The sequence below is a fragment of the Ahrensia sp. R2A130 genome (assembly GCF_000179775.1).
GTDB lineage: Bacteria > Pseudomonadota > Alphaproteobacteria > Rhizobiales > Rhizobiaceae > Pseudahrensia.
Window position 1 is genome coordinate 176,368 of record NZ_AEEB01000005.1, and the last position, 23,728, is coordinate 200,095.

General features: G+C 57.4%; 25 protein-coding genes. 16 read left to right on the plus strand and 9 right to left on the minus strand.

What is annotated here, in order from left to right; all coding sequences use genetic code 11:
- Window positions 1-47 precede the first annotated feature (47 nt).
- From R2A130_RS07130 to rplS, 5 genes are all read left to right on the plus strand, one after another.
- Window positions 48-833, plus strand: a complete 786-nt coding sequence (locus R2A130_RS07130) for a thioredoxin family protein (RefSeq protein ID WP_040305393.1) — start codon at window positions 48-50, stop codon at window positions 831-833.
- 542 nt (window positions 834-1,375) lie between these two features.
- Window positions 1,376-1,807, plus strand: coding sequence for a DUF2794 domain-containing protein (locus R2A130_RS07135; RefSeq protein WP_009464350.1), 432 nt, complete (start codon window positions 1,376-1,378; stop codon window positions 1,805-1,807).
- Between the two features lie 5 nt (window positions 1,808-1,812).
- A complete protein-coding gene (locus R2A130_RS07140) occupies window positions 1,813-2,235 on the plus strand; it encodes a hypothetical protein (RefSeq protein WP_009464351.1) in 423 nt (140 codons plus the stop codon).
- Window positions 2,232-2,930, plus strand: coding sequence for a tRNA (guanosine(37)-N1)-methyltransferase TrmD (gene trmD / locus R2A130_RS07145; protein ID WP_009464352.1), 699 nt, complete (start codon window positions 2,232-2,234; stop codon window positions 2,928-2,930). Before R2A130_RS07140 ends, trmD begins: the two co-directional genes overlap by 4 nt.
- A 225-nt stretch (window positions 2,931-3,155) precedes the next feature.
- Window positions 3,156-3,677 (plus strand): 50S ribosomal protein L19, encoded by a 522-nt coding sequence (rplS, locus tag R2A130_RS07150; RefSeq protein ID WP_009464354.1) that lies wholly within the window; start codon window positions 3,156-3,158, stop codon window positions 3,675-3,677.
- Window positions 3,678-3,824: 147 nt separating this feature from the next.
- Here rplS and R2A130_RS07155 read toward each other — a convergent pair whose 3' ends face one another.
- Window positions 3,825-4,829, minus strand: a complete 1,005-nt coding sequence (locus tag R2A130_RS07155; RefSeq protein ID WP_009464356.1) for a M23 family metallopeptidase — start codon at window positions 4,827-4,829, stop codon at window positions 3,825-3,827.
- 89 nt (window positions 4,830-4,918) lie between these two features.
- Here R2A130_RS07155 and leuB point away from each other — a divergent pair, with 89 nt between their 5' ends.
- Together leuB and R2A130_RS07165 are read left to right on the plus strand one after the other, a co-directional pair.
- Complete coding sequence (gene leuB, locus R2A130_RS07160) at window positions 4,919-6,031, plus strand: 3-isopropylmalate dehydrogenase (RefSeq protein ID WP_009464357.1); 1,113 nt, start codon at window positions 4,919-4,921, stop codon at window positions 6,029-6,031.
- Between the two features lie 38 nt (window positions 6,032-6,069).
- Window positions 6,070-6,540 carry a DUF4174 domain-containing protein gene (locus tag R2A130_RS07165; protein WP_009464358.1) on the plus strand — a complete coding sequence of 157 codons (471 nt, stop codon included), beginning with the start codon at window positions 6,070-6,072 and terminating at the stop codon, window positions 6,538-6,540.
- On the opposite strand, the gene R2A130_RS07170 is transcribed toward R2A130_RS07165, so the two are convergent.
- Entirely contained in the window at window positions 6,537-7,517 is a 981-nt protein-coding gene (locus R2A130_RS07170) for an NADPH:quinone oxidoreductase family protein (RefSeq protein WP_009464359.1), read from the minus strand. The genes R2A130_RS07165 and R2A130_RS07170 overlap by 4 nt on opposite strands.
- An 85-nt stretch (window positions 7,518-7,602) precedes the next feature.
- On the opposite strand from R2A130_RS07170, the gene R2A130_RS07175 reads away from it, so the two are divergent.
- The 5 genes from R2A130_RS07175 to R2A130_RS07195 all read left to right on the plus strand — a co-directional run bounded on the left by R2A130_RS07175 (window position 7,603) and on the right by R2A130_RS07195 (window position 11,950).
- Window positions 7,603-8,793 (plus strand): serine hydrolase, encoded by a 1,191-nt coding sequence (locus R2A130_RS07175; RefSeq protein ID WP_009464360.1) that lies wholly within the window; start codon window positions 7,603-7,605, stop codon window positions 8,791-8,793.
- Window positions 8,794-8,803: 10 nt separating this feature from the next.
- On the plus strand, window positions 8,804-9,436 hold the full coding sequence (locus R2A130_RS07180; RefSeq protein WP_009464361.1) for an RNA methyltransferase: 633 nt from the start codon (window positions 8,804-8,806) through the stop codon (window positions 9,434-9,436).
- Between the two features lie 193 nt (window positions 9,437-9,629).
- Entirely contained in the window at window positions 9,630-10,130 is a 501-nt protein-coding gene (locus tag R2A130_RS07185; protein ID WP_009464362.1) for an invasion associated locus B family protein, read from the plus strand.
- 68 nt (window positions 10,131-10,198) lie between these two features.
- Entirely contained in the window at window positions 10,199-11,470 is a 1,272-nt protein-coding gene (rlmN, locus tag R2A130_RS07190; RefSeq protein WP_009464363.1) for a 23S rRNA (adenine(2503)-C(2))-methyltransferase RlmN, read from the plus strand.
- 6 nt (window positions 11,471-11,476) lie between these two features.
- A complete protein-coding gene (locus R2A130_RS07195) occupies window positions 11,477-11,950 on the plus strand; it encodes a hypothetical protein (RefSeq protein ID WP_009464364.1) in 474 nt (157 codons plus the stop codon).
- On the opposite strand, the gene R2A130_RS07200 is transcribed toward R2A130_RS07195, so the two are convergent.
- The 3 genes from R2A130_RS07200 to R2A130_RS17530 all read right to left on the minus strand — a co-directional run bounded on the left by R2A130_RS07200 (window position 11,947) and on the right by R2A130_RS17530 (window position 15,486).
- Window positions 11,947-13,281, minus strand: coding sequence for a TAXI family TRAP transporter solute-binding subunit (locus tag R2A130_RS07200; protein WP_009464365.1), 1,335 nt, complete (start codon window positions 13,279-13,281; stop codon window positions 11,947-11,949). The two genes, R2A130_RS07195 and R2A130_RS07200, sit on opposite strands and share 4 nt — an antisense overlap.
- A gap of 39 nt (window positions 13,282-13,320) precedes the next feature.
- On the minus strand, window positions 13,321-14,574 hold the full coding sequence (locus tag R2A130_RS07205) for an argininosuccinate synthase (RefSeq protein WP_009464366.1): 1,254 nt from the start codon (window positions 14,572-14,574) through the stop codon (window positions 13,321-13,323).
- Window positions 14,575-14,658: 84 nt separating this feature from the next.
- Window positions 14,659-15,486: a phosphatase PAP2 family protein gene (locus R2A130_RS17530; RefSeq protein WP_009464367.1), complete on the minus strand. Its 828-nt coding sequence runs from the start codon at window positions 15,484-15,486 to the stop codon at window positions 14,659-14,661.
- A 142-nt stretch (window positions 15,487-15,628) separates the two neighbouring features.
- Here R2A130_RS17530 and R2A130_RS07215 point away from each other — a divergent pair, with 142 nt between their 5' ends.
- Entirely contained in the window at window positions 15,629-16,285 is a 657-nt protein-coding gene (locus tag R2A130_RS07215; RefSeq protein WP_009464368.1) for a LysE family translocator, read from the plus strand.
- Here the strand turns inward: R2A130_RS07215 and R2A130_RS07220 are convergent, their stop codons facing one another.
- The gene (locus R2A130_RS07220) at window positions 16,286-17,755 is read right to left on the minus strand and encodes a hypothetical protein (RefSeq protein ID WP_009464369.1); all 1,470 of its coding nucleotides are present in this window, start codon (window positions 17,753-17,755) and stop codon (window positions 16,286-16,288) included. It abuts the gene before it with no gap.
- 120 nt (window positions 17,756-17,875) lie between these two features.
- Window positions 17,876-19,831, minus strand: coding sequence for an acetate--CoA ligase (gene acs / locus R2A130_RS07225; protein ID WP_009464370.1), 1,956 nt, complete (start codon window positions 19,829-19,831; stop codon window positions 17,876-17,878).
- A 362-nt stretch (window positions 19,832-20,193) separates the two neighbouring features.
- Here acs and R2A130_RS17535 point away from each other — a divergent pair, with 362 nt between their 5' ends.
- Window positions 20,194-20,934, plus strand: a complete 741-nt coding sequence (locus R2A130_RS17535) for a D-Ala-D-Ala carboxypeptidase family metallohydrolase (RefSeq protein WP_009464372.1) — start codon at window positions 20,194-20,196, stop codon at window positions 20,932-20,934.
- A 13-nt stretch (window positions 20,935-20,947) separates the two neighbouring features.
- Here R2A130_RS17535 and R2A130_RS07235 read toward each other — a convergent pair whose 3' ends face one another.
- The gene (locus tag R2A130_RS07235; protein WP_009464373.1) at window positions 20,948-21,358 is read right to left on the minus strand and encodes a DUF1761 domain-containing protein; all 411 of its coding nucleotides are present in this window, start codon (window positions 21,356-21,358) and stop codon (window positions 20,948-20,950) included.
- 185 nt (window positions 21,359-21,543) lie between these two features.
- On the opposite strand from R2A130_RS07235, the gene R2A130_RS07240 reads away from it, so the two are divergent.
- Window positions 21,544-21,954, plus strand: coding sequence for a D-Ala-D-Ala carboxypeptidase family metallohydrolase (locus tag R2A130_RS07240; RefSeq protein WP_040305404.1), 411 nt, complete (start codon window positions 21,544-21,546; stop codon window positions 21,952-21,954).
- A gap of 7 nt (window positions 21,955-21,961) precedes the next feature.
- Here the strand turns inward: R2A130_RS07240 and R2A130_RS07245 are convergent, their stop codons facing one another.
- A complete protein-coding gene (locus R2A130_RS07245; RefSeq protein WP_009464375.1) occupies window positions 21,962-23,161 on the minus strand; it encodes a winged helix-turn-helix domain-containing protein in 1,200 nt (399 codons plus the stop codon).
- An 83-nt stretch (window positions 23,162-23,244) separates the two neighbouring features.
- On the opposite strand from R2A130_RS07245, the gene R2A130_RS07250 reads away from it, so the two are divergent.
- Window positions 23,245-23,667 carry a DUF1203 domain-containing protein gene (locus R2A130_RS07250; protein WP_009464376.1) on the plus strand — a complete coding sequence of 141 codons (423 nt, stop codon included), beginning with the start codon at window positions 23,245-23,247 and terminating at the stop codon, window positions 23,665-23,667.
- The last annotated feature ends 61 nt before the right edge of the window (window positions 23,668-23,728 follow it).

Here is a 23,728-nt window from a genome sequence, read left to right on the forward strand (position 1 = left end):
CCCCGCATGATGAATGTCGGCCACGGCAGGCCCGAAAGTCGAACGTCATGAAACTGCACATTCCATCCCTGTCGCGCCGCACTGCGCTGGCATTCGCCCTATTGGCAGGCGCAACAGCCATGCAGGTTCTGCCCACCGACAAAGCAATGGCGGCTGATGCCACACAACCTTCCGCCGTGTTCGAACTGTTCACATCACAGGGCTGTTCGTCCTGCCCACCTGCCGACAAGCTGCTGGGCGAATATGTGAAGGACGGCGATGTGCTCGCGCTGTCGTTCCATGTCGATTACTGGAATTATCTCGGCTGGGGGGACACATTTTCCAAAGCGGAATTTACCGAACGTCAGAAACTCTACGCAGCTTCTCTAGGCCGCAACGGCATCTACACACCGCAGGTCATCATCAATGGCCGCGACCATGCCGTGGGTTCCCGCAAGGGTGAGATCGAAGCCACCCGAGCTTCGCAGGAGCGCGGCAAGTCATCGGCATTGACCACGAAACTAACCGTCACCCGTGGTGGCGATAGCATCGAGGTTTCCAGCGAAGCAGGTACAGAAGATGCCACTTTGTGGGTCGTCTATTTCGATCGCGAAAAACAGGTGAAAATCGGACGTGGCGAAAACCGTGGCCGAACCATCACCTACCACAACGTGGTGGGCGATATGGCCATGGCCGGCATGATGAAAAGCGGTGCGCTCAACGTGCAACTGCCTTTGGCCAGTATGAAGCAAAAGGGCTACGATGGCTGCGCCTTCATTTTGCAAAAGGTCACAGCCAACGGCACGCCCGGCGCGATTATCGGCGCGGCCGTAATGAACGACCTGAACGGCTAGTTTTCGAAAGAGCGATCCCAAAGGAAAACCGGCCTCCGCACCTGAATGGTCCGCCGGCCCGGGCAGGGGGAATGGCGGAGGCAAGTACGAAGACCGGTCTTCTGCCGCATCGTTACCCATCCCCAGGGGAAGGGAATGAAAACGTTTCTCGACGAACGACAAGTCCACCGAAAACCCGGCCGGGTATGAAGCCTGAAACGCTTGGGTAGGGAGACCGGCCACCCGGGCAGGGGCAATGGGCGATGGCGGGTCAGGCGCGTCTGCAGGCATTACCGGGGCAACGAGAGAGAAGCTGACCCCGCAATGCGGCGCGAAAACGGACTCAAAGTGGCGCGATTGTGATCACATTGTCGGGAGCGATCAAACACTGCGACAGTTTTGAAACATTCGGTGTGCTGTTCCAAAACTGCACAAAATTCGCCCATCGTTTATCCAGCTAATCCGACTGCTGCCAACGACGGATTGAAATTGCCAGCCCTCGGGCTTGAAACCGTCACGCGTGAGCCTCACAGTTTCATCCAACGCAACAAATGCCAGCCCAAATGGTCTATCAAACCTTGAGCAACAGCCGATCTGAACAAAAAGCCGATCTGATTTCACTGGCAGCCCGCAAGCCGCTGGCGAGTTCCGGCACGGCCAACACTTGGGTGGCCTCGACCGGCAACCCCGGAAAACCATCGCAAATCAGCTTCGACCGGCAGGAACTGACCGCAATTCTGCGTATCTACGGCTTTAAGGTCGCCGATGGTGACTGGCGCGACTACGCCATCGATCATCTGAAAGACCGAGCGGTTTTTTCCGTCTATCGCCGCGCCAGCGAAGCACCGCTTTACCGTATCGAGAAAAACCCGGCGCTTGCGCGCAAGCAAGGCGCTTACAGTATCGTCAGCAGCGACGGGCAAGTGCTCAAACGCGGGCATGACATAGTGCAAGTGCTCAAGCTGTTTGAAAAACAGTTGAAGCTGGTGGAGTGATCATTATGCAGATGGCCCCGCGGCTTCTTCTCGGCATCGCCCTTGCACTGTTTTTGGCCTGCCTATTCATGGACGGCTTTTATACAGCCACCGCAAACCCGCGCGACTGGTCACCGGGTTGGGGCGCTTTGACGGCGGGCTGGATGAGCGGAGCTTTGGCCTGGTGGGCAAACCCTGTGCTACTAGCCAGCTGGCTTGGATTTCCCTTCTCGAAAATAGTGTCCGCAATTTTGGCATTGGGAAGTTTAGCTCTCGCGCTTTCATTCTTCGGAACCGAAAGTGTGATGGTCAATTCTGCAGGCACTGTTGCTGCGGTGACGGGCATTGGCCCGGGCTACTGGGTCTGGCTTGCCAGCATGGTGGTCACGATACTTGCCGCACTCGCTGGATTGGCATCTCGCGGTGGAAAAACCACGATGAAAACATGAGCTTTCACGCCTCCATCATCACGCTCTATCCCGACATGTTCCCCGGCCATCTGGGTGCATCACTGGCTGGCCGTGCTTTGGAGCGCGGCGACTGGTCGTGCGATCCTGTGCAATTGCGCGATTTCGCCACCGATAAACATAGCAATGTGGATGACACACCTGCCGGTGGCGGCGCAGGTATGGTGCTGCGGGCAGACGTTTTGGGCGCGGCCATCGACGCCACATCTCCCCCACAGGACACCCGCCCCCGCTTGCTGATGAGCCCGCGCGGCAAACCGCTGACACAGGCGCGGGTTCGACAACTGGCGGATGGCCCCGGCGCGGTGATCGTGTGCGGACGTTTCGAAGGCGTCGATCAGCGGGTCATCGACAGCCGCAACCTCGAAGAAGTCTCAATCGGAGACTACATCTTGTCCGGTGGTGAACCCGCAGCGCTTATCCTTCTGGACGCCATCATCCGCCTCTTGCCCGGCGTGATGGGCAACGCAGAATCAGGCACGCATGAAAGCTTCGAAGACGGCCTTCTCGAGCACCCCCACTTCACCCGCCCTGCCGAGGTGGAAGGCGTTGCCATCCCCGACGTGCTGCGCGGCGGCAACCACAAAGCCATCAACGCATGGCGACGCGAACAGGCAGAACGGCTAACGGCAGAGCGACGGCCTGACCTTCTTCGTGCAAAACCTCTCGACAAATGATGGATTCGTGCTAGAGCACCCTCGATTTCGTACTTCACGAAATGATCGGTGAACTCGCCCACGGTTTTTAGGCTTCTGTCTTCAACCGTTTCCGACAAGGCAGCCTTCTTTGAAGGCTTTTGACCTTGCGGGATGCGGCGCTCTGGCTGGCACAATCAAAAAAGCCGTTGATCGGTGACCGGAGACAACTTCGGCGCGAAGCGGTGAAAAAACAGGAAGACGACCATGAACATTATCGAACAGCTTGAGGCCGAGCAGGCAGCAAGCATCGACGCAAAGCGCAAGCTCCCGACATTCTCACCGGGCGACACCGTCCGTGTGATGGTCCGCGTGACTGAGGGCACCCGCACCCGTGTGCAGGCCTATGAAGGCGTCTGCATCGCGCGCAAAGGCGCTGGCATCAACGAGAGCTTCACCGTTCGCAAAATCTCCTACGGCGAAGGCGTGGAACGTGTGTTCCCGATGTACTCGCCACTGGTGGAAGACGTTGAAATCGTTCGCCGCGGTAAGGTGCGGCGCGCCAAACTGTATTATCTGCGTGGCCGTCGCGGTAAATCCGCACGCATCGTGGAAAACACAGGCACCCGTTCGCGCAAGCTGAACGAAGCAGAACGCGCAGCATTCCTGGCCGAAAAAGAGCGTCTGGAGGCCGAGAAGGTCGCAGCAGCTCAGCAGCTTGCTGCAGAAAAAGCCGCTGAAGATGCAGCAGCCGCAAAAGCTGCAGAAGCAGAAGGCGCTTCCGAATAAGACGACGCTTGATCGGGCAAAAGACGGCGAAGAGCCGTTCGGGATGCAATCATCCCGCCCCCGTGGAGCGCAGGGCGAAGCCCGATAGCGTGAACACAAATTGAAAAGCCGCTTGGGATAACCTGAGCGGCTTTTTTATTTCACCACTTAGAACGTGACGTTCGCGCCTTTGATATCGATCACCCTATCATTACGAATAAGGCGAACTTCGCCACGATAGGTACCACTTTCGGGCTTGCCGCGACGGCCGGTATAGGTGGTCCATGTCGCTTTGGGCGCGGGCATCGGCTTGCCCTTGCTTTCCACCAGCACATTACCATCCGGTCCCTTGAGGACCAGATCGATGCGGTCACCCTTTTTCAGATTGATGAGATTGGCGAAGAACAGCAGCGGGCCATCAGTACTGATGGTCGGCACGGTGTCGCGAATCACATCTACACCTTTGACGGCGGCGGACGAAAAACCGGTCTTGATAACGGCGGATGAGGCAGCAACCACCTGAGTGCGGGCCGCAGCGTCCCACAAAGTCGCGCTGGTGCTGGCATTGGGGTTGCAGTTGCGGCCCACGCTGGCACCCGTGATCGGGTCCACCACACCTTTGCCGCGCCGCACGGTAACGTGGATATGGGGAAAGGCCGTCATGCCCGACAGGCCCATACGCCCCACCACTTGCCCGCGCCCGACGCGCTCACCCTTTTTCACGGTCACGCTGCCCTTGGCGAAATGGCACATTTGCGTCGTCCATGCATTGCCGTGATCGATGACGAGGCCGTTGCCGCATTCGCGCCCCTTCACCACAGCACGGCCTTCACCGTCAACGATCAACGCTTCATCCATATCGTTGCGAAAGCCCAGCACAGTGCCGGACGCCATGGCCTTGATGTCGATACCTTTCTTCATCTCCGCGATGGTGGCCACACGAATGTCTGTCCCCTTATGGGTATCGAAGGTCGCTGCGCCGCAGAACGGGTCCACGCGGGCGGGGCCGGTATCGATATCAACCAGATTCTGCACCCAACAGGTGCGCCCCATCTCGCAATCCAGCGGCATGGACAAACTGGGTGCACCCGCCGTCTGGGCAAATGCGGGCAATGAAATGCCCATGAATGCGACAGCAAAAGCGGCGGATATCCGCATATAATGAAAGGCCATGAAAACGATCTCCAAGCTGGAACTTGAACCAAACTGGCCTTGGTTCTAAGCCAACACCAGTTCACACGATGCTAAGAGCCCGACAAACCATGGCCAACCGTAAACTCTTCCTCCTTCCCGGCGACGGGATCGGTCCCGAAGCCTTCGACGAAGTTCGCAAGATCCTCGACTACATGAATGACGAAGAAGGCGCAGGCTTTGAAACTGACGAGGGTCTTGTCGGTGGTGCAGCTTATGACTCGCACGGCGAGAGCATCTCTGATGCTGATATGGAAAAAGCCATGGCGGCAGACGCCGTATTGTTTGGCGCGGTTGGCGGGCCGAAATGGGATGACGTGCCTTACGACCAGCGCCCCGAAGCCGGCCTGTTGCGCCTGCGTAAAGACATGCAGCTTTTCGCAAACCTGCGCCCGGCCATCTGTTACCCCGCACTCGCCAATTCTTCATCGCTCAAAAAAGAGCTGGTGGAAGGCCTCGACATTCTCATCCTTCGCGAGTTGACCGGCGGCGTGTATTTCGGCGATCCGAAGACCATCACCGATCTCGGTAACGGCCAGAAGCGCGCTATCGATACGCAGGTTTACGACACCTACGAAATCGAGCGCATCTCCGCGATGGCCTTCGAACTCGCCCGCACCCGTTCCAACCGCGTGTGTTCGATGGAAAAACGCAACGTCATGAAATCCGGCGTGTTGTGGAACGAGGTTGTCACCGAAACCCACAAGCGCGGTTTTGAGGACGTAGAACTGTCCCACATGCTGGCAGACGCTGGCGGCATGCAGCTTGTGCGCGCGCCGAAACAGTTCGACGTTATCGTCACCGACAACCTGTTCGGCGACATGCTTTCCGACGTTGCAGCAATGCTCACCGGATCGCTCGGCATGTTGCCATCCGCTTCACTTGGTGCGCCCGATGGCGTCACTGGCAAACGCAAGGCCATGTACGAGCCGGTACACGGTTCCGCACCGGATATTGCCGGACAAGGCATCGCCAATCCAATCGCGATGATCGCGTCACTGGCCATGTGCCTGCGCTATTCGTTCGAAATGATTGCAGAAGCCGACCGTCTCGAAGCTGCAATCGCCAAAGTGCTCGACGATGGCCTTCGCACCGGCGACATCATGTCCGACGGTATGCAGCAGGTGGGCACAACGGAAATGGGCGCTGCCGTACTTGAGGCCTATAAAGCCGCAGCCGCTTAGCGCGAACAAACCTCGACAGCAGACTGGTGGCACACCATATGAAAGGCATGAAACATGTTGTCTCAGCCTTTCTCGCCGCGCTTTTAATGGCAACCGTACCATCCGGCCCCGCGGTCGCTGCTGATCCTTTGGCGGATCTGCAGTGGAAGAACCGCATTCTGTTGATGTTCGCAAAATCACGCAGCGATGCATCGCTGGACAAACAGGTGGATGTTCTGCGCGAAGTGCGCCCGGAATTACGCGAACGCGATCTGATCGTACTGCGGACCGCAGGCAACGAAGAAACCCGCGCCGCCATAGGCTACACCAGCCTGAACAACGGCGCTGCCCGCCAGCTACGCCAGCGTTTCAAGCCGGAATCCAGCCGTTTGACCATCATTCTGGTCGGCAAGGACGGGCAGGAGAAACAACGCTGGAACCGCGTCGTTGAACCGGAAGAGATATTCAAGATCATCGACGCCATGCCCATGCGCCAACAGGAAGCCGGTGAAAGCGAGACGGACAGCTAGTCCGCCACCCGCAACAACACCTTGCCCTTCACATCGCGGCTGGCGATTTTATCCAGCGCTTTTGCTGCCTCTTCCATCGGGAAGACGCTGTCCACGTGAGGTTTGAGCGAACCGTCAGCCAACCAGCCGAGCAAATCTGAAATGTTATCCGCATTGTCCTGCGGTTGACGTGCGGTGAACGTGCCCCAGAACACACCTCGCAGATCGGCACCTTTTAGCAGCGGCAGGTTGAGCGGAATTTTCGGGATCGGGCCTGATGCAAATCCGACAACCAGAAAGCGTCCTTCCCAGGCGATAGCGCGGAATGCGGCTTCTGAAAAATCGCCACCAACCGGATCGTAGATCACGTCGCAACCCTTACCGCCGGTCAGCTTTTTCAACCGGTCCTTCAGGTCTTCATCGGTGTAGTTTACCACCTCATCCGCACCGCATTCGCGGCAGAATTCCAGTTTCTCGTTGGTGGATGCGCAGGCGATGACATTGGCACCCATGATTTTGCCGAGTTCCACAGCCGCCTGACCAACCCCGCCGGATGCACCTAGCACGGCAAGCGTTTCGCCCGACTTCAAATCAGCCCGCTGCTTCAACGCATGGTATGACGTGCCGTAGGTGACCATGATGCAAGCGGCGTCTTCATCGCTTACGCCGTCAGGAATTTTCGACAGGACGTTGGTGGGCGCAGTGATGAACTCCCGCGCCGTGCCTGTTGGAAGATAGCCGCACACACGCTCGCCCGGTGCGAAACCATCAACGCCCTCGCCAACTGCTTCCACGACGCCAGCCATTTCAGCAGCAATGGAGAACGGGCGCGGTGGGCGGAACTGGTATTTGTCTTCGATGATGAGGCAGTCGAAAAAATTCAGCGCCGCAATTTTTACCTTCACCAGCACCTCACCCTTTTTGGGTTCAGGCTTTGCAATCTCTTCGACCACGAGGGTGGACGGCCCACCGGGCTCCTTCGACAGAACGGCTTTCATGGTGATTTTCCTTCAGGTGAAAGAGCGACAGTTTGGTTCATCCTCGCGTATCGCATGACAGCGCAACTTTCCATAAGGTGGAGGCATGTTCGCACGCACTCTGCTCATCCTGTTCCTTTTCGTTGCGCCTATATCAGCTGCCTTCGCCGATAGCGCGAAGGACACGGATTTTCTGCGTACGCTCTACGAAAAAACACTTTTTGACGAAGGCGATTTCGCGCCATCCTTCCTGCGCGTCATCGATGCCCGTGCTGTGCGGCTGGCCGTAAAGAGCATGCGTGGAAAATATGGGCCGCTGATCGAGGTTAGCGGGAGCGGCACGCGGTTCACCATCGCCACCGAAAGCCACACCATCCCCATCATCATGCGCCGCGATCCGGAAGGGCAGATCGTGCAGTTATCCATGCGAACGCCCAGCCTGCGGGTGGTGGATATACAGGCACTGCTGGAACGCTTTGATGCGATGCCCGGCACGACGTCTGCGATCATCACCCGTAATGGTAAAATGGAACATGAGTTGAGGCCCGACCAAAAACTCGGTGTTGGCTCGGCCTTCAAGATCGCTGTTCTGAGCGAACTCAAGAATGACATCGCATCGGGAAAGCGCACATGGGCCGACACCGTTGCGCTGAAGGAGACCGACCGCTCACTTCCAACCGGCACATTGCAAACTTGGCCAGTGGGTGCGCCGCTGACGCTTTACAGTCTTGCAGCTTTGATGATTTCGACCTCCGACAACACGGCCACAGATATGCTAATCGATGTGGTGGGCCGTGGCCGCGTGGCAACGGCACTCGATCTGGAAGTGATGCTCAAAACCCGCGACTTCTTCCAGCTCAAAGCCAACCCGCTGGAGGCCAATGCGTGGCGCAACAACGACACCGCCCGTCGCCGCCAACAGCTTGAGGTTCTGGCCACCTTGCCCCTTCCTCCAGTGGAGGCCGTGCAGACACCGCGCAATCCTGATGTCGAGTGGGCGGTTTCAACACGCCATCTTTGTGCGCTGATGGAGGAATTGGGCGAAGACCCCATCGCTGCTATCGAACCCGGCTTCGCGGACCCGAAGTTCTGGGACAGCGTGACCTATAAGGGTGGCAGCACAACCGGCGTGTTGAACCTCACCCACCGCGTCACCAAAGGTGATGAAGCGTGGTGCGTGTCCTTGACGTGGAACGGCGATGGTGGCCAAAGCCCAACCACAATAAACGAGATCGCCGCGAGCCTGTTGGCCGCTCTGCATGACAAAATTCGTACCGAGGCAAGAGATCAAAAGTGAAATCGCTCCTATGAAATCGCGCGGCTATTTCGGCATAGGGGCGGAAGGTATTTCCAAACCGATGAATTTCGGCAATCTGGCCCGCACTGCTCATGGCTTCGGCGCGTCTTTTGTTTTCACACTCGCGCCCGGCAAACGCATCAACCACGCACCTGCCGATACCACGAACAGTCACGACCATATGCCTTGGTACACCTATTCAGGCATCGACACGATGCAGCTGCCGGATGATTGCCGCCTTGTGGGCGTGGAACTGACGGACGATGCCATCGCTCTACCGAGCTTCCGTCACCCGCTTCGCGCAGCGTATCTTCTTGGGCCGGAGAACGGATCGCTGTCACCGGACGCTATGGAAAAATGCGAATTCATCATCAAAATCCCCACCGCATTTTGCCTCAACGTCGCCACAGCCGGTGCCGTCATTATGTATGACAGGATGCAATCGCTTGGCCGCTTTGCAGAACGCCCCGTGCGCGCTGGCGGACCCGTATCCACCCACACCGCGCCGATGGCGACCCACTTGCCCGCCCATGTTCACGGGCAGTCGCGCTACGAGGCCGGGCGGAAACTTCCGCGAGAAAAAGGTCGTGTGAAAAAGGGGCCGCATCCCAAGCGTTACAAGAAAGCAGAAGGTGAGGAATAGCGGTTGTTCTCAAAACGGCCTAATTCATTGGTCATGGATTGTTGATTAACCATCCGCCTTCAGCCTTTTGAAAGGCCAAGGGGCCATGGTTAAGGGCAGATGACAATGTTCCGCAACATTGAACCGACCGCGCAAACGGAACGTTCACCAAGGAACGCACAAGCAATTTAACGGGTAGATGATGGCACACTTCATGATGAAAACGGCAATCGCGGCGGCAACCATTTCCCTTATGGCGGGCAGCGCATTGGCGCAAACGCCCAAGCCGATCAAGCAGCACAAGGCGTGGGGCGCATACAGCTACAACGACCAGAAGGCGGGCAAAATTTGCTACGTGCTGTCGATTCCCACGGTCAAAGAACCAAGCGACCGCGACCACGGCGACGTGTTCTTTTTGATCAGCCAGAAGCCGAACAACGCGGCCAAATTCGAGCCGCAGGTCGAAGTCGGTTATAAGCTGAAAGAGAAAACACCGGTCACCGTCACGGTCGACGGCAAGGACTTCAAAATGTTCTCGCGCGGCAACAATGCCTGGCTCGAAGACGTGTCCACCGAGCCCGAACTCGTGGCTGCCATGCAGAAGGGCCGCTCAATGAAAGTGTCCGGCCAGTCCGCCCGTGGCACACAGACCACATACACTTATTCGCTGTCCGGCGTGTCGGCAGCTCTTAAAGAAGTCGCTGGCTGCAAATAAGCACCACAGCTTCTGCCTTGCGCCTCAACTCCTTGCGAGTCTTGAAGCGCAGGGCCATATAGCGGCCCATGGCCCTATCTTTAGACCTCACCCAAGATGACACCCGCGCGGCCTTGGCCGCGCAGGCAATTACGCGCGCGGATGAAAAACCATCGCTGATCGGCATGGATCGTGCGGACATGGCAGCCGCTTTGATCGAAGCCGGTATCCCGCAAAAGCAGGCCCGTATGCGGGCCTCCCAATTGTGGCAGTGGATCTATTGGTACGGCCACACGGACTTTGCTGCGATGACCAACATCGCCAAAGACCTGCGCGCTAAACTGGCTGACAACTTCACGCTGGAACGCCCCGAACTGGTGGAAGAATTGATCTCCACCGACGGGACACGCAAATGGCTGTTCCGCTTTCCGGCCCGTGGCGCCGGTGCTCCGGTGGAAGTCGAGACCGTTTACATTCCCGAATCCGACCGTGGTACGCTGTGCATTTCCAGCCAGGTCGGCTGCACGCTCACCTGCACCTTCTGCCACACCGGAACGCAAAAGCTGGTGCGGAACCTGACGGCTGAAGAAATCCTGATGCAGTTGATGGTCGCTCGCGACAGGCTTGGCGATTTTCCGGACAAGCCTCCGGTGAAGGCTGCTGCCAAAAACGAAGAAGAGGCTTTTATTCCAGACGGCGATCGCAAGGTTTCCAACATCGTGATGATGGGCATGGGCGAGCCGCTTTATAATTTCGAACACGTGAAGAAGGCGCTGTTGATCGCGTCCGACAATGAAGGTCTATCGCTTTCCAAACGCCGCATCACGCTATCGACCTCCGGCGTGGTGCCGGGCATCGAGCGCACCGGCGACGAGATAGGCTGCGGCCTCGCCATTTCGCTTCACGCCACGAATGACGAGTTGCGCGACGTGCTGGTGCCGATCAACAAAAAATACCCAATTGCCAAATTGCTGGATGCCTGCCGCAACTATCCCGGCGCTTCGAACTCCAAACGCATCACCTTCGAATATGTGATGTTGGACGGCGTGAATGACTCCCTTGCCGACGCCAAAGAACTGGTGCGTTTGCTCAAAGGCATTCCCGCCAAGATCAACCTTATCCCGTTCAACCCGTGGCCCGGTTCGCAATATGAATGCTCGTCTTGGGAAAAGATCGAGGCATTCGCCGAATTCGTGAACGCCAACGGCTACGCATCCCCCGTCCGCACCCCGCGCGGCCGCGATATTTTTGCCGCATGCGGTCAGTTGAAGTCGGAAAGCGAGCGCATGCGAAAGAAAGATCGTGAGACGGCAGAATTTGCCGCCCGCGCCGAAGCGCTCGTTCAACCCGCTGCCGAGTAATCCATCATGGTGCGCCTGACGCTGGCATTTTTGCGCGTTTGCGTGCTGCTGTTCTCATTTGCGGTCGCCACATTCGCCGCCAGCGCATTTCTCACCTTCGCGCTTTTTCTCGGCGGTGACACCTATTGGCTGGGTGACGATGTCGCGTTGATGGGCTCGGTCCTGTTCACCTTCACTGCATGGTGGATCGCCGTACAAACAACTTTCATGCCGTTCGCCGGGTTGGCTTTGCTGTTTGAATTCACCAGCTGGCGCTCTTTCCTTGCCCACACCGCAGCCGGTGGCGCGGCGGCACTTTGGTCGGCGCGCATGGTGGAACTGGTACAAGACGGAAAAGTCGTTCTGCCCTATGCCGACCGCGATGTCTGGCTGGCAGTGCTCGCTGCGGGTTTTGTTGGCGGCGCGACCCATTGGCTGATCGCAGGGCATCGATCCGGCATGTGGCTTGGGCCGGACAAACCCGACCGCGAAATAGGTTAGGCAACTTCCCGCTGCCTGTCGCGCAACGTGTCACGGACGGAACCCCACAGCAGGCCAAAGGATTGGAATCCTTCTTCAGTCACCTTGTCCGTATCGAGAGCGTGAACCACCGTTTCCAGAACTTCCGCCAACTCGTCGCTCAGCGCTTTCAACTCAGCCACATCATTCGTTTCACGTGTGCGGCGCGCGATGTCGAGTAGCTGGTCGTTATAGGTATCAGCACGGTTCTTTGCCCGCCCTGCCATACTGCGCCGAAGCGCAAGACTGGCAGAAAACAACATGGCGAAGATCGTCACAATCAACGCCATCGGCTCAGCGTTTTCCTGCAGGAAAGACGGTTCATCGCGATCATAAAAACTGGCCGCACCCTCGTGCAAGCCAAGGCTCACCAGTCCGGCATCACGCGGGTTAGAAATCGACGATGACAGCGGCATTCTGATGAGAAGATCGAGCCGGTTGGAGAAGATGATATTGACCAATTCCCGAACGGCTTCCTCGTCTACCCAGTCACCGGCAACAAGCAAACGGTTGAGACCCGGCACGACGATATCGCCCTTTGGTAATGGCAACGCGCCATCAAAAGCACCCTTCACGACAGTCTCGGCATTTAAATAAGGCCGCTTCAGCTTCATCGCATCGGCCTGATCGATAGGTACGAAATTCAGCGCGATATTCCGCAAACCCGCTTCACCGACCAGCGACAACAAGAAAGGATCGCGCAAAGACGAGACGACAAAAATTGCATCAACCCGCCCTGCAAGAAACTCGACCTCGGCGCGTTCGGTATCCACAGCTACTGTTTTCAATCGCTCAGGTGGCACCTTGTAATGATCCACCACCGACCAGAACGCACGATTGGCTGCAGAACCAGAGGGTGGGATTGCAATCCGCATTTCAGGCAAATCCACCACAGCACGAGGCTGCACGCCGGCAGCGTCAAGCATGGCCTGTTGCCCGGCAGGAAGGGTGGCCTGGCGGTCCGGTTTGCGGGTAACCAACAGGAAATAATCGACGAACAGGTTCGCCACCAATTTGATATCGGCATAGGCGGGGGTGTTGGATTCAATAGTCGCCAGATCGACCCGCCGACGATTGATAGCGGAGATTGAATTGGAAGACGTGGTGCCTGGCATCACCTTCAACCGAACGATGTCGCTGTGACGCTCCACCACTTCGGAAATTTCGCTCATCAAAACGTAAGCGTCACTGCCCCGCGCACCTGCGAGAACACGAAGCTCGGTTGGCGCAACGTCGCGCTCAAAGACATACCAGTAACCTGCACAGGCAATTGCGATGATGAGACCGAAGATCGGTATCCAAATTCGTCTCATCACCCGCCCCCGTTACGACAGTGCTCAACCGTTTCAGCGCTAGCCCTTTTTCACCTTGGCATCACGCGCCGCCAGTGTCCGCAAACGCAGGGCATTCAGCTGGATGAAACCATGGGCGTCCTGCTGGTCGTAGGCACCTTCATCATCTTCGAAGGTCACGAGCTCTTCGCTGTAAAGCGAGGTGGGGCTTTCGCGACCCAACACGATGACATTGCCCTTATACAGGCGCAGACGAACCTCACCTTCAACATGGGTCTGCGAGGCATCAATAGCTGCTTGCAACATCTCGCGCTCCGGCGAAAACCAGAAACCGTTATAGATGAGCTCTGCGTAGCGCGGCATCAGCTCGTCTTTCAGATGGCCCGCACCACGGTCCAGCGTGATGGATTCAATCGCACGGTGAGCGGTCAGCAGAATTGTGCCGCCCGGTGTTTCGTAAACACCACGTGATTTCATGCCGACAAAGCGGTTTTCAACGAGATCGAGACGACCGATACCATTGTCATGACCAAGCTTGTTCAGCGCCGTCAACAGCACCGCAGGCGACATGGCTTTGCCATCGATGGAAACGGGGTCGCCTTTTTCAAAACCGATGGTGATGTCGGTGGCTTTATCCGGTGCGTCCTGCGGATCAATGGTTCGCATGTAAACATATTCGGGCGAGTCGACCGCAGGGTCTTCCAGCACTTTACCCTCAGATGACGAGTGCAAAAGGTTGGCATCAACCGAGAACGGCGCTTCGCCGCGCTTGTCTTTGGCGACCTGAATCTGATGCTCTTCAGCAAATTCGATGAGATCGGTGCGGGACTTCAAATCCCATTCACGCCACGGCGCGATCACTTTAATATCAGGGTCGAGTGCATAGGCTGCCAACTCAAAACGCACCTGATCGTTGCCCTTGCCGGTTGCCCCGTGGGCAATAGCGTCGGCACCGGTTTCGCGGGCGATCTCGATCAATCGCTTGGAAATCAGCGGACGGGCAATTGATGTGCCCAGCAGATAGACGCCTTCATAAACCGCGTTGGCGCGAAACATCGGGAAGACGAAATCACGGATGAATTCCTCGCGCACATCTTCGATATAAATTTCAGTGATGCCGAGATTTTCAGCCTTTCGCTTGGCTTCTTCGAGTTCCTTGCCGCCTTCGATTTCCGACTGGCCAAGATCAGCCGTGAACGTCACGACCTCCGCGCCATACTCGGTCTGAAGCCACTTGAGAATAATGGAAGTGTCGAGGCCGCCGGAATAGGCAAGAACCACCTTCTTCACGTCACCTTTTTTGATTTTGGCCATATCGGATAACCCGTGTCTCGCTGTCGTTTGTCCTGCTCTAACGGGAATTTCAGCGCAGCGAAACACCGACTTTGGCTTCGGCTTTCAGGCGCGCGCATTCCACGCGGCCAACCGCTCATGAAGCTGCCAGCGATGCAGCGCCCAATTGATCGCCAAAATACAGGTCACAGCCACCGCCCCGCCCATCACCACATCAGAAAAATAGTGCTTTCCGAAGGTGACACGCAGCATCGAAATCGTGCTGGCAAAAATAATGATCACCACCGCTGCCGATAGGTGCCAACGACGCGGCAGAAGCGCGAGACCCATCAACCCCCAATAAGCGAAGGTCGCCTCGCCGGACGGGAAGGAGCAATTGTCAGCGCATTGCGAAGACCATGTTCCGGGCAGCACGAAGTCCCATTCACCACCAAACTGAACCGTATCTTCGGGGCGTGGCCGACCCCAATTGCCTTTTAACAGCACATTGGTCACCAGCACCGGACCCAGCAATGCAGAGCTGAGGCCGAGCAGTGGCACGAAGAATTCCGACCCACGGGCCTTACGTCGCAACCGCCAAATCAGCAGCGCGAGAAACACGAACACCAAAGCGTAGGGCAGCGCGATACCTGCCTCACGCACAGATAAAGCCAGCCCGTCGAGTCGCCAAGGAAAAGGCGTGCAGTTCCATTCGGGATTTTCAGGACAGATGGACGAGTCGGAAAACATTTCCGTTAGCGCCACATCCCAACCGGAAATTTGGCGGAGCAGCAGCAACAGAATGAACAAAAAACATACAGATACCAGCGCAGCGCCGCCGGGGTGATCCAGCGCAAAACGCGGCAGGTTTCCCGGTTGCGCGAGGGAACCGAAGCGCCCGCCAAATGACGCACGGCCAGCAGCAGCACTGGTGTTACTCGTCCGTTTTCGCATTTTGGTCCACACCCGGTTCAATACAGTGTGCTTTATAGCGCGATGGAGAAAGCTGCCAGCCCACAGGTCCGTTTACGGTGCTGGTGCAAAACCTGATGCAGGATTAAGACTGCTGCACTTAACTCGCTCCGAACCGCATCTCATGCCTGTCATTCCCGAACTTTCGATCATTCTCGCATTCACTGGTGCGGCCTTGCTACTGGCAATCACACCGGGACCAGACATGACATTGTTCCTTGGGCGCACCATCGCCTATGGCCGTGCGGCAGGATTGGCGAGCCTAACGGGAGCCGCCACCGGCACGGTGGTTCATACCATCCTCGTGGTCGCGGGTATTTCAGCTTTGCTCGTCGCATCGCCCACAGGCTTCTGGATGTTGAAAATCGTCGGCGCGCTTTATCTCGCGTGGCTTGCTATCGACGCGATCCGCAACGGCTCCACCCTGCGGCTCGACCCAGACAGCGTGGAGAAGAAAACAGACCGGCGCGGCGACGTGGTTCCAGCATTCCTTTTTGGCATCGGCATCAATTTGCTAAACCCCAAGATCGTGCTGTTCTACATGACGTTCCTGCCGCAATTCGTCTCGATCAACGATCCCGACGCCCAAGGCAAGATGCTCTTTCTCGGCCTCTTCTTCCCCCTCATCACATGGCCGTTTCTGGCCCTGATGATTTTAGGCGCCGAGCGCGTCGCCCATACACTTACCAAACGCCCCGCAGTAGCACGGGGCATCGACTGGTTATTCGCCAGTGTGTTCGGATTTTTCGCGGTAAAGATATTGCTGGCCGAGGGAAAGTAGCTAGCAGCCCTTCGCCTCAAACTGCGCCTTGGTCATGTATTGCGGCGCAGGCAGGTACTTACCCATGCTCTTGGCCTCTAGACCCGGACCGGGAATGGCTTGCACCGATTGGGTGAAACCCTCAGACGGCAACATGTTGCGCAGCAGCAGCGTGGTGAGACCCGTGTTGCCGGCACCATCACCCGCATCACCCCAGTCGAGCCAAGCTATACCGCAATCGCCGTTCGCATTTGCGGGGCGATTGGCAGCTTTGGAGATAACGATTTTATAGCGGCGTTTCTCGTCCAGTGGAATTTCGGCGTCATAGACGCAATCGGAAAAGCGCGTGGTGACGAGAGACTCGTTGGAACATAGCGACCAATAACGCAGGTCATAAGGTTCCCCGCTTCCTGCCATACGACCGATGGTCGGCGTGCGGGGCATTTCGGCTTCCAGCACGACCACTTCGCCAAACTTATCGTTCAGGTTCAGCGACACATATTGATTGTCGATGTTAGCGAAGAAGCCGGAGGATTTCGGGATGAGACCGACCCGCGCTGCCGTGTAGGCAACCTCTTGCAGAGGCGGCGAGATGAGAGAAAGGATCGAAAGGCGCGGATCCCAAAACACACGCCATTCTTCTTTTTTCGTATCGAGGTAATTCTTCGCCACAGATGGTTTCTTCAGAAGCTCGTCGAATTGCTCCTTATCGACCACCGGGGCGAAAATGGTGCGGGCGGGATCGTCTAGTGCAGGGGTGGACAGGGCCGCGCAAGCTGCTTCTCCGCTTACCCGCGTTCCATCAGCTTTCACCAACGTCACCTTGGGCAAGCCGGCACCGCCGCTTTCATCACCGGGAGTTTCCGGAATGTAATGGCGCAGCAGAATTGGTGAGCGGTTCACATCGTCTGCCGGGCCTAGATATAGCGTGTTGGCAGCTGGTTCAGACGGTACTTTTCCGCCCAGAATCCGCAATGTGTAGGAACGGTCGCCCTCGCCTTCGATTGTGGGTTCGGCAAACGGATTTTGTGATCCAGCATCCGGGGTGATGTCACGATCGGTGACCACATGATACGGCGCGGATTTTTTGTCGTAGCTGTTGAGCGACATATAACGCGCCTGCGGAAAGCGGCCCGCAATTTCAACGAAAGCGCCCTTGTCGAGATCCGGTATTGTGATGGTCAGCGGCCAATAGACGGCACCCTCATCCGGGTATGCCACGTTGAACGCGCCGGAATAGACCGGCCCCATCCAGAAGCAATCATGCTGCCCGGGCTTTTCTGCACCTTGCATCGGCAACGGCCGCATCTTCAGTTCGACCGGCTTTTCGCGACCCTCGGTCAGCTTGCCGAGCAGTGCCTTGATATCGTGCTTCAACGTTGGTGCGGTGGCATCCTGTGCAACTGCGAAACCGCTGCCCAGAATTGTGGCAGATGCAAATGCGGCAAGCGCGACACTGACATGCCCCGTGCAAAAACTATGACGTGACATGTATTATATCCCTGCAAGCGCGCTCGGAAGCGGCACGCGAAAACCCATCAGAACGGATGATGCCGACAAGGCATCATCGCGTCCATTACATTTCAGCGTTCTTTGTGTTGAGCCGGATTATTAAGCTTGCTTGTTCTGCCGGTTCTCAATCAGCTCTTCTACCACTGCAGGATCAGCCAATGTGGAGGTGTCTCCCAATGAACCAAAATCGTCTTCAGCGATCTTGCGCAAAATGCGGCGCATGATTTTGCCGGAACGGGTTTTCGGCAGGCCGGGCGCCCACTGGATGGCATCCGGAGATGCGATGGGGCCGATTTCCTTGCGAACGTGATTGCGAAGTTCCTTGCGAAGCTCTTCGCTCGGTTCAGCGCCGCCCATCAGCGTGACGTAGCAGTATATGCCTTGCCCCTTAATATCGTGGGGAAAGCCGACGACAGCAGCCTCCGCCACCGCGTCATGCAGCACCAGCGCGGACTCGACTTCAGCCGTGCCCATGCGGTGGCCGGACACGTTGATGACGTCGTCCACGCGACCGGTGATCCAGTAGTAGCCGTCCTCGTCGCGGCGGCAGCCGTCGCCCGTAAAATACTTGCCTTTGTAGGTGGAGAAATAGGTCTGCACGAAACGCTCGTGATCGCCATAGACCGATCGCATCTGGCCCGGCCATGAATGGGTGATGCACAGATTGCCGTCGGTTGCACCTTCCAGCACAGCCCCTTCATTGTCGACGAGCTGCGGCTGCACGCCGAAGAAAGGCAACGTCGCGGAACCGGGTTTCAGCGCCGTTGCGCCGGGCAGCGGCGTGATCATGTGACCGCCGGTTTCCGTCTGCCACCATGTATCGACGATGGGGCAGCGCTCGTCGCCGACCACCTTGTGATACCATTCCCACGCTTCGGGATTGATGGGCTCGCCCACCGTACCAAGCAGGCGCAAAGATTTGCGGCTCGTGGAGGTGACAGGATCATTGCCCGCCTGCATGAGCGCACGGATGGCTGTGGGGGCGGTATAGAAAGTGGCGACGTCGTGCTTGTCGCAAACGTCCCAGAAGCGAGACATGGTGGGGTAGTTCGGTACGCCCTCGAACATCAACGTCGTCGCGCCGTTGGCGAGTGGGCCATAGACGATGTAGCTGTGGCCGGTCACCCAACCCACATCAGCCGTGCACCAATAGACCTCGCCATCGCGGTAATCGAACACATATTGGTGCGTCATCGCAGCCCAGATGAGGTAGCCGCCCGTGGTGTGCAGCACGCCCTTTGGCTGGCCCGTCGATCCCGACGTGTAGAGAATGAAAAGCGGGTCTTCTGCATTCATCGGCTCCGGCGCGCAGTCGTCGGACACAGAAGCGATAGCTTCGTGATACCAAACGTCACGACCCTCAGCCCATTCGATAGCGCCACCGGTGCGTTTGACCACTAAGACCTTGTCGACATGACCACCCTGCGTGGCGGCGATCTGGATGGAGGCATCAACATTAGCCTTGAGCGGAACTTTCTTACCGCCACGCAGACCTTCATCAGCGGTGATGATGAACGTGCTTTCGCAATCAACGATACGCTGCGCCAGCGCGTCCGGTGAGAAGCCGCCGAAGACGATGGAGTGCACCGCGCCGACGCGGGTACAGGCCAACATGGCGTAGGCCGCTTCCGGTATCATCGGCATATAGATGGTGACACGGTCGCCCTTTTTAACGCCATTGGCCCTCATCGCATTGGCGAGGCGACAGACGTGACCGTGGAGTTCGCGGTAGGTGATCTTGGCGTCTTCGGAAGGGTCGTCACCTTCCCAGATGATCGCGGTCTGGTCGCCTCGGGCTTCCAAATGGCGGTCGATGCAATTGGCGGAGACGTTCAACACGCCGTCTTCGAACCATTTGATCGAGACATCGGGGTAAGCGTAGGTCCAGTTGCCCGCCTTGGTGGGAGGTGTCATCCAGTCGAGGCGCTTGCTTTCGCCCATCCAGAATGTATCGGGGTCGGAGACGCTTTGCGCGTACATTTTCTTGTAGCCCGCCTCATTGATATGGGCGGATGCGGCCAGCTCTTCGGGCACGGCATAGATTTTGTCTGACATGATGTGGGTTCCTCCAGTCCTAGACCGGCACCGCGTGTGGCCTGCGGATGTGCCGATCATTCGACGGTCACAGACCCTCCAGCCCGCAACCATCTTCCTCCAATGGGGCAAAACCTATCGTGGGGCGGATGCAGCGTCCATATAGACTTCCGCCGTGTTGGTGGCAGTCACGATTAACGCTGTAACAAAGCGAAACGAAGCGTGAAGTTGCAGCGCACAAGGTTGCCACAATCTGCGAACATTAGACCGTCAGCACACCACTGCGGGAGTGACGTGGTGCTGACCGTAACATCTGACGGTGTCAGGTTCGTCTGCGCGATGATTGATCGAACCCCACCGCTTCCACCAAGGCCGAACACAATATGACGACTTTTCTGACCGCGACACGCGCAGGCGTGCTCGCATTGCTTTGTCTCGTTCTCACCGCATGCAACCAGACAGCAGTATCCGGCTACGATCCCAAACCTTCAAAATCGGTCACCGATCAACGCAAGGCCAAGATTGAGGCTTCACGCAAACGCGCCAAAGCAGCAACGGCGAAACGCAAAGCCACTTTTCTCGCCAAGCGCGAGGCCGCACGCGAAAAAGCGCGCAGCCGAAATTCAGCAAAGTCTTCATCTTCGCGCAAAAAAGTCGCCAAGAAGGGCAAGCGGAAAACCGTCCGCAAGACCGCACGGAAATCTACCAAACGTGCCAACCGCAAGGTTGCCAAAGTTCAGCGCAAGGTCGGCAAAACATCTGTTTCAAAAAAGAAGCGCGTTAAACAAAAGACCGCAGCCTTCGTCGGTGGACGCTCAAAGGGCATCACCAAAAACGCACCTTGGGGCTGCGTGCCCGGACGTCTGAAGCGGGTGCTGGATCAGGTGTCACAAAAATATGGCCGCGTCATCGTCAATTCGACCAACCGTTCGCGCAGCCGTAACCGCATGGTGGGTGGTAAGAAACGCTCCTACCATATTGGGTGCCGGGCCGTGGATTTCCGCGTGGCGGGAAGCAATAAAGGGTTGTCCCGTTTTCTGCGCAACCACCCGTCTGTCGGCGGCTTCAAGCGCTACGCCGCTGGCTTCTACCACATCGACACAGGCCCCCGCCGCACTTGGTAATCGCAGTGGCGGCTCAGGCCGCCATGAACCACCCAAGCACAGCGCCCTGAACGAGCAGCACGACCAGATAATGGCCTGCATCCAGCAAAGTCAGAGACCATGGTCGCATCTGAAATCGGTGGGTGACGACCAACGGAACAGCGGAGAAACCTGTCCACACCAACAAGCCATTAAACATACCATCGGCTATGCCGCCTTGTGGCGAGATGTGAGTGATCACGCCAGACAACACGACCGCCATCACGAAATGGGCAATAACGGCGATGATGTAGAGCACGGGACTCGCCCCTGCGTTCACCTGCTCTTCGGTGATACCGGCGGCTTTCATCCAAGACTGTGCCCAACCGCCATACCAGCCGGCACCAACCAGCATGGTGGCAAAGGTGGCACAAATCACGCCGATCCATGGAATTGAATCCAACATTGATATTCCCTCCCTTTAGAGCGTGACCTTCAGACCACGCCTTCCAAGTCTACGGCTTGGCGGGTGTTTTACGAAATATTCCCAACGTCATAGCTTCCGAACGTATCAAAAGAATGCGGCGGATGATCGTCCGTTAACCGCGTTTCCTCACGCATTTTAAGCACTCTGATGGGCATATGTTCATCATGTTTCGTCGTGTCGCCATCCTCCTCATTCTCGCTTTCACCCTGTCGGGCTGCGCTTCGACACCGGGCCTGTACAAGCTGTTCGGCAAGGGCGAGGTGAAATACCAGAAGACTTCATGGTGTCTGCCATGGAAGTTGAAGCGCGTGCTGCGTCGCGTGGCCCATAATTATGGTGACGTGATCGTCTTCTCGACATGGCGTTCGCCTTGGCACAACTATCGCGTTGGCGGGGCCAGCGGCAGCTATCACAAGAAGTGCAAGGCCGTTGATTTCAAAGTGCGTGGTGCGAATATGTCCGAGGTCTATCGCTATGTGAAACGCCAGCGCGGCGTCGGGGGGCATAAACTTTACCCAGCATCACGCGGTGGGCATATCCACATCGATACCGGTCCTCGCCGGACTTGGAGATAAGCGGACGCTAGTCTCGGCTGCCTTCTAGCCACTCGACACGAGAAACATCCGCCAGCCGACACTGCCGAACCAGTTCAGCTTCCAGCCGCGCCATACGCCCGGCACCTGCTTTCACCTTCGGCTCCCACCACAGTTTTTTGATTTCCAGCGCGTCGTGGGCGCGAACAGCGCGCATGTCGATGCGGCCCACCACACGGTCGCCCTCCAACAACGGAAACACATAGTAACCCCAGATGCGCTTCTCGGCTGGCACATAAATTTCAATGCGGTAGTCGAAACAGAACAACCACGCGAGACGCTTGCGGTCGCGGATCACCGGATCGAACGGCGACAGCGCACGGATGCGGGTCGGCAATGGCGGAAGCTGCGCGATCACTGAGGCAATATCAGCGCGCGCATGAAGCGGACGGGAATGCCCGTTCACCGCCTCCACAGTCACGTCGATAACACGGTTGGTGCTCTGGGCATCGAGCCAGGCCTTCGCTTCGGCAATCGAGACGAGATCGAAATAGCGGGCGATATCCCCAGCCGTGCCGAAACCCAACCGGTCGAGCGCGGCGGAACAAGCACAGTCGATGAACTCATCTTCGCTAACGCGCGCATCGAGGTGGTCAGGCTTGATGCAGTTCTTCGGCAGGTCATAGACCTTCTGAAAACCCTCCCGCCGGGTGATGTCCAGCTCGCCGATGCGCCACAGATATTCCAGCGCGGCTTTGCCATCGTGCCACTGCCACATCTCGCGGTCGGCAGCGCGCTGACCATCCGCCTGTTCCAAATCGCGGGAGCGCAATGGCCCCTGTTCGGTGATCCGTTTCAGCAGCGGCTCACAATGGGTGGAAAAGCCCTCGCCCTGCCAGCGGTTGAACCGCGACTCCAGCCGTGCGCCGTGACGCACAAATTTGTGCCGCCAATAACGGTAGAATTTCGCAGGAATCACGGATGAATCATGCGTCCAGTTTTCAAACAGCCCACGCTTTTTTTCATAGAGTCGGGCCAGATCTTTGGGCCGATAAGTCTGGTTGCGGGCAAACAGCGTCATGTGCTGCGCCCGCTCCACCCAGCGTATCGAATCAAGCTGAACGAAACCAAGCCGGTCGATAAGGTCGGCAAGACCATCAGGCCCAAACGCACGATCCGGCCTGTCCGCCAGCCCTTGCAGGGCCAGCACGACATGGCGGGCGGTGGCATTGTCGAGATGGTACGTCATGGCACCATGTGGCGTTGGAAATCGGGTGGCGGCAAGGGGGCATGTCCATCAAATTGCAGGAAGATCGATAATGGAGAAGAACAATGACCCTCACCTTCCAAGGCATGACCACCACCCGCGCCAACGACCTATGGACAGGCGGAACCGACGACCACGACAACCCTCCGGAACGACAAGTATCGGACGGCAACGGCAACCCATGCCGCCACTGCCTGCAGATGATCGAGGAAGGCGAAGAATTCCTCGTCTTCTCCCTACGCCCCTTCGCCAGCCGCCAACCCTACGCCGAACAAGGCCCGGTCTTTCTCCACGCCGAACCCTGCCCCGCATACGCCACTTCCAAAGTTCCGGCCGTTTTATACGACAGCCCCAACTATATCTTGCGCGGCTACGGCAATGACGAGCGCATCGTTTACGGATCAGGCGCTGTGAGGCCGCAGACGGCGATCGAAATACGGGCAGGTAAGCTGTTGAGAGATGATAAAATCACCTTCGTCGACGTATGATCAGCCAGCAACAACTGCTGGCAAGCCCGGATCACGAAAGACGGATAACAACGCTGCCACA